This window comes from Rhodococcus sp. AC861 (assembly GCF_979256035.1).
In genome coordinates, this window is sequence record NZ_CEEDMW010000138.1 from 1 (window position 1) to 229 (window position 229).

General features: G+C 64.6%; 1 protein-coding gene. It reads right to left on the bottom strand.

Going from position 1 to position 229, the window contains the following annotated elements:
- A partial coding sequence (locus AC0IX4_RS23465) for a cytochrome b N-terminal domain-containing protein (RefSeq protein WP_471831476.1) occupies window positions 1-229 on the bottom strand: 229 nt, incomplete at both ends.

The window sequence follows — 229 nt, forward strand, 5'->3', positions numbered from 1 at the left end:
ACGTAGAGGCGCGGGATGATGATCGTGCCCGGGAAGTCGCCGTTGAAGATCAAACAGTGCATCCACGTACCGACCACCGGGATGGAGAAGGTGATGCCGGAGAACGCGGCGCGGAGGCCGGTGCCGGAGAGCAGGTCGTCGGGAAGCGCGTAACCGAAGAAGCCCTCGAACATGGCCAGGATGAGCAGCTGCGAGCCGATGACCCAGTTGGCCTCACGCGGGCGTCGGA